This is a genomic window from Nitrosomonas sp., from assembly GCF_019752415.1.
Classification (GTDB): Bacteria; Pseudomonadota; Gammaproteobacteria; order Burkholderiales; family Nitrosomonadaceae; genus Nitrosomonas.
On the sequence record NZ_JAIEME010000023.1, the window covers coordinates 1 to 7609 of the forward strand.

The 7609-nt window shown below is 41.0% G+C and carries 6 protein-coding genes and 3 pseudogenes; 4 read left to right on the forward strand and 5 right to left on the reverse strand.

All coding sequences use genetic code 11. From position 1 onward, the window contains the following. Nucleotides 1-177: 177 nt before the first annotated feature. The 4 genes and pseudogenes from K2P83_RS04545 to K2P83_RS04560 form a co-directional block, all read left to right on the forward strand. A pseudogene (locus K2P83_RS04545) lies at nucleotides 178-501 on the forward strand (DDE-type integrase/transposase/recombinase); the annotation flags it as partial. A 204-nt stretch (nucleotides 502-705) separates the two neighbouring features. Continuing rightward, nucleotides 706-887 (forward strand): annotated as a pseudogene (locus K2P83_RS04550) (IS481 family transposase); the annotation flags it as partial. 306 nt (nucleotides 888-1193) lie between these two features. Next, the gene (locus tag K2P83_RS04555) at nucleotides 1194-2558 is read left to right on the forward strand and encodes a cytochrome P450 (RefSeq protein WP_292926736.1); all 1365 of its coding nucleotides are present in this window, start codon (nucleotides 1194-1196) and stop codon (nucleotides 2556-2558) included. Nucleotides 2559-2724: 166 nt separating this feature from the next. Beyond that, complete coding sequence (locus K2P83_RS04560) at nucleotides 2725-4554, forward strand: cytochrome c (RefSeq protein WP_292926738.1); 1830 nt, start codon at nucleotides 2725-2727, stop codon at nucleotides 4552-4554. Between the two features lie 83 nt (nucleotides 4555-4637). On the opposite strand, the pseudogene K2P83_RS04565 reads toward K2P83_RS04560, so the two are convergent. The 5 genes and pseudogenes from K2P83_RS04565 to cheD form a co-directional block, all read right to left on the reverse strand. Next, nucleotides 4638-4751, reverse strand: a pseudogene (locus tag K2P83_RS04565) (IS200/IS605 family transposase); the annotation flags it as partial. A 60-nt stretch (nucleotides 4752-4811) separates the two neighbouring features. Next, nucleotides 4812-5129 (reverse strand): DUF4389 domain-containing protein, encoded by a 318-nt coding sequence (locus tag K2P83_RS04570; RefSeq protein WP_292926740.1) that lies wholly within the window; start codon nucleotides 5127-5129, stop codon nucleotides 4812-4814. Nucleotides 5130-5298: 169 nt separating this feature from the next. Next, nucleotides 5299-5793 (reverse strand): NlpC/P60 family protein, encoded by a 495-nt coding sequence (locus K2P83_RS04575; RefSeq protein ID WP_292926742.1) that lies wholly within the window; start codon nucleotides 5791-5793, stop codon nucleotides 5299-5301. Nucleotides 5794-5847: 54 nt separating this feature from the next. Continuing rightward, on the reverse strand, nucleotides 5848-6927 hold the full coding sequence (locus tag K2P83_RS04580; RefSeq protein ID WP_292926744.1) for a chemotaxis response regulator protein-glutamate methylesterase: 1080 nt from the start codon (nucleotides 6925-6927) through the stop codon (nucleotides 5848-5850). A 37-nt stretch (nucleotides 6928-6964) separates the two neighbouring features. Further along, the gene (gene cheD, locus K2P83_RS04585; protein ID WP_292926746.1) at nucleotides 6965-7576 is read right to left on the reverse strand and encodes a chemoreceptor glutamine deamidase CheD; all 612 of its coding nucleotides are present in this window, start codon (nucleotides 7574-7576) and stop codon (nucleotides 6965-6967) included. Nucleotides 7577-7609 lie beyond the last annotated feature (33 nt).

Sequence of the window (7609 nt, forward strand, 5' to 3'; positions counted from 1 at the left end):
GAGGTGACCCGCATAACCTGTATCACCCCTCTCATATTCAGATGTCTCTACTTTGAAAGTTAATGGGACAGTAGTGAAATAATATACAAAGGAATTCAAACTGGATGCAACCAGTCTGTTTGTGGATCAGGGATTTACGTTAGCAGGAACGGCCAGAAGCGTCGAAATCAGGGCTAACTGAATCGGCAATATACTGTTGCCAAACCGGAACAAGTGGATGTCAGCGCTATCCCATACATCTGGACACAGGAAGGCTGGTTGTATCTCGCAATCGTAATAGATTTATTTTCCAGAAAAGTGGCCGGTTGGAGCATGAGCTCACGGATGAAAGCAACACTGGTTTGTGATGCATTGCGAATGGCTAGCTGGTTGCGTCGGCCACCACCTGGCCTGATGTGCAGCAGGACTCGCGGACCGCAGTATGCCGGCAAAGCATACCGCAATCTACTGAAAGCATATGGTTTTATTGGCAGTATGAGTCGTCTGGGAAATTGTTGGGATACTCAGTTTAATATGCCTTGGAATGTCTGACTTGATCTGACCCGTGCTGGGATTGGCGAAGTAGTGCCTTTGCGTTGACCTGTCGATCTAGTCCAGGCATTCCCCGAGCGTTACTGGGCGCAATACTTGTGACCTAATAGGAGCTTTGTCTTGCACCGTGAGTGTCCTGTCCGGTAAGTGGGATTGGTAACGCGCCAATCTTAAGTGATTTTCTGGAAGAAACTCTACCATGATTTGGAATTCCTACAAAAAGATCTGGACAGTTGGGTCGATTATTACAATAATGAAAGAATTCATCCGGGAAAAATCTGTAATTGAAAACCTATGTGGAAACTTTGCTTAGTAAAAAACAGATTTGGAACAGCAAAAATATGAACCAAATCTAATCTGACAAGCATCCATCCAGTCAATTCGGTAACGGTACGATCTGATTTGAGCTAGTACAACTGAAACAAACACGATTATGCCAGGCAAGTCAAATCGTAGACTTAATTATAGAAATCATCTGAGAGGCAAGCAAGACGAATACTCGAATTGACTGAAGTTTATAATCTCTTTGTGATTTCTTAGTCGCCAGAAACTTTTTATTATTTTTTTGTGGTGTTATTTATTCAGAATTCCACGGAATTGCCTTAGATGATTCCTCATGGATGAAGCAACAATTCCTAAACCATAATAGAAGGGGAGGATTTATGACTAATATTGCAACTAGCAACACTAAGGATTATCTGGCCGAATACGATAGTGCCGCCACGACGGACAAATACCCCCTAGTGCGTCGCTGGATGATGAGCGAACCACTCCCATTTTTTAAACAATTACGTGCTCAGCGTCCTATTCTTATCACCCCTGAATGTGTTTTAGTGAGTCGCTATACGGACGTGACTGATTTATTGCAAATGCCAAGAATATTTACGGTTGATCTATACAAACCCAAGATGGGAGTAACAGCCACGGATCCTGGTTATTTAATGGCGCATGACGATAATGCCTTTCACTACCGCGAAAAATCCTTAATGCAAGGTTTACTAAATCGCAATGATTTGCCGAGAATCCGTGCCTTAATCGCACAAACCAGTCAAGAGATTCTTGCGAATGCTGATGGCAATATCGACATCGTATACAACTATTGCCGCATGGTACCAGCCATTATGGTTCAGCAATACTTTGGCTTGGGTAATGTGGATAAAAAGGATTTAATCGATTGGTCTTTTTGGAATCAATATAATACATTCCACAATCAACCATTTGATTTAAATTCACCAGAACAAAACAAATTTATTTTAGATAATCATGCACGCGTATCCACTGCGCTCGCTAATTACATTAAAAAAGAATTGATCGAGAAGCTAGCCATGGTAAAGCTAGAGCAAGCCAAAGATTTCTTGACGATTGCTCAGCGCATTGTAAAAGGTATTCTTGATAAGTTAACAGGTAAGCCGACGCACATTCCCAAAGACGATGTGTTCACACGTATGTTGCGCAGCAGTTTTCCGCAACAAGTTGAATTTGATTTAGTACGTGTGGGTGCTAATGCAGGTGGTTTATTGATTGGATCAATTGAAACTACTTCACAAGCAACGGCTCAAGTAATCGAGTTTTTTGTTAATCAACCAGTTCTTCTGGCAGAAGCCAAAACCGCAGCCCAACAAACAGACTTGCAAGCGTTTGATAATATCGTGTGGGAAGCGCTGCGTTATGTACCAATTAGTCCCTATATGTTCCGCCAAACCTCACAAGACTATACCTTAGCAAAAGGTACAGACTATGAGACACTGATACCTGCTAGAACTAATGTGCTTGTGCTTACGCAATCAGCAATGTTTGATACTTTTGCCAACACCAACCCAGATGAATTCAATCCAGATCGCACTTTTTACCACAACTTCAATTTCGGATTTGGTCCCCATGATTGTTTAGGTAAATATGTGGGCATGGAAATGATCCCGGAAATGGTTCGCCACGTGTTACTGTTAAAGAATTTACGAGCAGCAGCGCCGATTGATTTTAAAAATGGCCCCTTTCCAGAATCCTACTCATTAGTTTGGGATAAATAAGTTTTTGCAACGAAGCACTATTCTTCATATATCTATCAATGACTTTATATGTGAAGTCATTGATAGAGCATCGTCTATGGACATGATTAAATGTCGCCACTTAAAGAATGATGAATAGAATCAGAAATCATATTTGATATGAGCAATCACTTCATAAGGAATGCGCATGAAAAAATTGGTATTGGGTTTGGTTGTAGTGGCAACTGGTGCTGCTTATTTTTTGTATTCCGCCGATGGAGGTTTTAGTAAACAACTGGCTGCACCTGAGCCGCCCGCTTTTGTTAACGCGGTACCCGATGATTGGGAAGCATTCAAGCAAAATAAAATGGCTGCGCGCGACGCACATATTGCTAAATATCAGACTGCTTACAATCGCTTTGCAGACTTTGCTCAAAGTGAAACGGACGGCGTTCCCTACATCATCTTAAAATTATTGCCGAAGGTTGCACCTGAATATTGGGGAGAAGGTGATGATTTCTTAAGTGTCATGGGCCTGTTTTATGATGAGCGCTTGCAGGGTTCACCAGTTCCACGCGGCATGGGTTTTACTGGTATGTCGCGTGCTGATCCGAAAGCTAATATTGATTATGCCTCCTTCGCCTGCGGTGCATGTCATATTGGGCGAGTTCGCCTTGATGACAACAGCATTTATTATTTAGATGGTGGCGTTAATTCCGAGTTTAACGTGATTGGCTATCGCAAACGCTTAGTGCAATCTATTACTAAGATGGTGGGTAAGGAAACAAATCTTGCTAAACAAACTCAACTGATCAAAGAAAAGATTCTAACCGCATTGGATGAAGCACGTGCTTCTGATCCAAATTATTTTTATAAAAATTATACTTATGAAGACCGGATATTTGACGCTGCATACGAGCAGGTGCAAGTTGATTTATTCAAATCAACCGCTGATAAAGTGATTGTGCAGTTTATTCAGCATCATGTTAGTGAATATGAGGGCTGGAAAGCATTTGTCGAAAAATACTACAAAGGAGCGGAATCAAGATTGTTTGATGGCTTGCCCGGAATGGAAGATGCCATTGGTTTCAATACTGTGAAAGCCAACATTAATTTAAAACAAAAGGCACTTACGAAGCCGTTTGCTTCACTTGCGCTTCCGCCCAGCCATGGTGTCACGGATATTATGGTGGTGTGGGAACAAAACACGCACGACCCAGTATGGAATAGCGATAAATCCGATTTAATCAATGGTGGCGGACAGTGGACAGGACATATTCCATTACCTATCTATAAAAACATCGCGGCACAATTAACAATTGGTTATGAGAATGTGGATGTGCGCGTATCGGCATTTTCGGAAGAAGTGCTAGATAAAATGCCTGCAAGTGTTTATCCGTTTGAGGTGGATATTGCATTAGCGAAAAAAGGTCAGGCATTATTTGCTGAAAATTGCGCCGCCTGCCATCAACCCAATAATGGCAAGGTTTACCGCGATATTGGCACCGATATGGGGCGTGCTAAGGTTGCCGGATTATTTGTCACGCTTGGTGCGATCAGCGGTTTTAACGATGTGTGTGGCGCAGATACTGTCGTGCAAATGTATGGCAAAGATGCGAAACCTTGTGCGCACTATAAAGGTGTTTCACTGGAGGGCAAAAAATCTTTAGCAATGACACCGCCCAAATTACATGATGGTTACAACGCGTTACCCTTGGTAGGGCTATGGGCGCAAGCACCTTACTTACACAATGGTTCAGTGCCGACGCTTTATCATCTATTGGTGCCAAATGAACGCCCGGCCATTTTCGTAAAAAGCCGTTTGGATTATGACAAAAAATTGGCTGGTTTTGCATGGAATACAAACGATACGACAGCAAATAAAGAAGGCTATGTTTTTGATACTCGCCTATCTCCGGCTATGAGTAATAAAGGCCACGACAAAGATATCCAGCAAGATGGCAAAACATTCAAACTTAATTGGAGTAATGACAAAGCGGGGGCCTTAGCGATCATCGAATATTTGAAAACCCTTTAGATACTCTTTTTGATTCTCCTCAGCATTTTGCTGGAGAGTGAGGTTTTCGAGTATTTTCAGTTGAGAATAGAGTGATATGATCAGCCTCTATGTTTCCTTAGCTTGCCAAATAACAGTTTCTTTGACTGCTTGGGAATAAATACCACATGCTTTTTGCAATCTTAGCGTGTATGACTCAAACTTTGGTACTTTTTCATTTTTGACTCCTCGTCTCGCAAATGGAACGAGCACGTTACAACGATCTCCTCAACGGTCAACTAATCGTTTGTGTTGACATCTTTAAACGGCTCAATATCGCATGTGCCATTAGGCCATGCACTAAATGGAAATGGGCGTTGATCACTGTTAAATGATAGAAAGGTTATTATTTGATGGATATAGACACCTAAATTCTTACTGAATCCAAGTAGCAGCAAATTTGTTTGGCCAGTTAATATCAACGTAACATACTGAAAGAAGAAAATACTAACAATCAGGAAATTAGAAAAACCATAGATACACATAAAAAGAATTATATAAAATCCACGTTGCCAGATTTCTTTTTTTTGTAATCTCTGTTTGATTTCTTCATTCATTTCACTTTCCTACAAAAATTGAATTTACTCACCATTCTGCATTCAAAAACAATATAGCCGAACTATAGTTTCTCAGCACAGTAACACTGAAAGCGATGAATACGCAAACGAACAAACCCAAGCTTATGCGTTTAAAGAAAATGAATACAAACTTTCTTAGAATTATTTTTTATATACGAACTGATTTCCAATAGTTAGATTTCCAATAAACATTATCTAACCGGGATATTGTGACACCTTGTTTTTGAGAGGCATGTAGAAATTTATTTTTCTCGAGATAAATGCCTACATGCTCTGAGATTGAACCGGTTTTAAAAAATATCAGATCACCGGCCTTCAAATCATCTTTCCTGATTTCTTTTCCTAACCTTGCTTGCATTCTGGTTGTTCTCGGCAGGTGCAAACCGAGTTTTGATTTAAACGTCAAATGCACAAATCCAGAACAATCAACTCCCCGCTGACTGAGTCCGCCTCGTTGATAACGTACGCCCTGCCATTCATAAAACTGGGAATAAAGTGCTTTTTTGACATGACTGGTATCAGCCGATTGATTAGCAGTAGGGTTAGGATCAAACTTAACTGAAGTTCTTTCCTGAAGAGACCCGCAGCTTACTAAAAAGCTAATACCCAAAAATACAATAAATCGAGAAATAATCTTTTTCATTGACGATGTACTTTTTTACTTTACCTCAAATCAAGAAATAAGTATGAATGCAAGCTAGATACGATTACCGTGTGATCCCATACTGGAAACTTTTGACAATACCGATTTGGCCATCTCTCTCAGTGAAACAATATCGTTCACCCCGCCCGCTGCAATTGCCTCTTTAGGCATTCCAAAAACAACACAGCTTGCTTCATCTTGTGCAAAATTATAAGCGCCTGCTTTACGCATTTCCAGCATTCCAGCAGCACCATCTTTACCCATACCTGTCAGAATCACACCAATGGCATTCTTACCTGCACAATTAGCCGCAGAACGAAATAGTACATCAACTGAAGGCCGATGTCGACTAACCAGTTCGCCTTGATTTAATTCAGTCATGTAATTTGCGCCACTACGCTTGAGCAATAAATGCGAATGTCCTGGGGCGATATATGCATGTCCTGGCAACACTCTTTCACCACCTTGCGCTTCAACCACCGATATTTTACAAAGAGTGTTTAAGCGATTGGCAAATGACTTGGTGAATCCCTCCGGCATATGTTGCGTTACCAGAATCCCTGGTGAATCGGGAGGCATGCGTATTAAAAATTCTTTAATCGCTTCTGTACCACCGGTAGAAGCACCCACTATGATTAATTTTTCAGTTGAAGCGATACGATTTGACACTGCTGGCAAAACCGCATCCGCTGAAACACTCTTTGTGACTGGCATAGGTGCATGTCGCTTGAGTCTTGCTGATTTTGCAATACGAATTTTATTTGCGATCTCATCGCCATATTCTTTCAATCCTGTCGCAAGATCAATTTTCGGCTTAGAAACAAAATCAACCGCACCCAACTCAAGCGCACGAAATGTTACATCAGAACCTTTCTCAGTTAGTGTTGAAACCATTACTACTGGCATTGGCCTCAACCGCATTAATTTTTCCAGAAAATCAAGCCCATCCATTTTTGGCATTTCCACATCAAGCGTCAGCACATCAGGATTCAGTTCTCGAATCATTTCACGTGCCACTAGAGGGTCAGGCGCAGAACCAATAGCCTCCATGTCAGGCTGACTACCAATAATTTCACTTAATAATTTACGAATTAAAGCAGAATCATCAACTATAAGAACTTTAATTTTTTTCATGATAAATGCTCAATTTAGTACAAGAGGCAGAATTGATTTAAGTAAATAACTCAATATCTCCACCAGAATCAACTTTACGTAAACGCTGCCTATAATCTTTTTCTCGTTGAGAAATCGTAGTGTTATGTGTATTTCTCAATTTCTTCACCATCACTTTACTATTTCTTGGGAAGAAATAGACTTTTCGAGGATAAATATCGACCAGATCTTTTGCGACGACTCTTATTTTTTCTGTTTGTAAGAATTTTAGAACAAAATCAGCGTTCCTCGGACCGACATTTGCAACCGTTAATCCATCCAAAACATTTCCGCCGCCGAATACTTTGGCTTCAAGGTTACACCGACGGGCACCAAGTTTTAATAACTGGTTAATCAGTATTTCCATAGCGTAAGTGCCATATCGGGCTGAAGCATTTAACGGACTACCTGCATCCCCTCCTCCATCTGGAAGCATAAAATGATTCATACCGCCGATACCACTGTAACAATCACGAATACAAGCTGCAACGCATGAGCCGAGCACTGTTACTAAGAGCATATCTTTGTCTGTAACATAGTATTCACCGGGTAACAACTTAACGGCCTGGCTGTTAAAGCTCTTGTCAAAATAGAAATTAGTTGCAACTTGCTCATCAATGATCTCAGCCATACGATTACCTCGGTCTATTCGCTAGCTCATAAA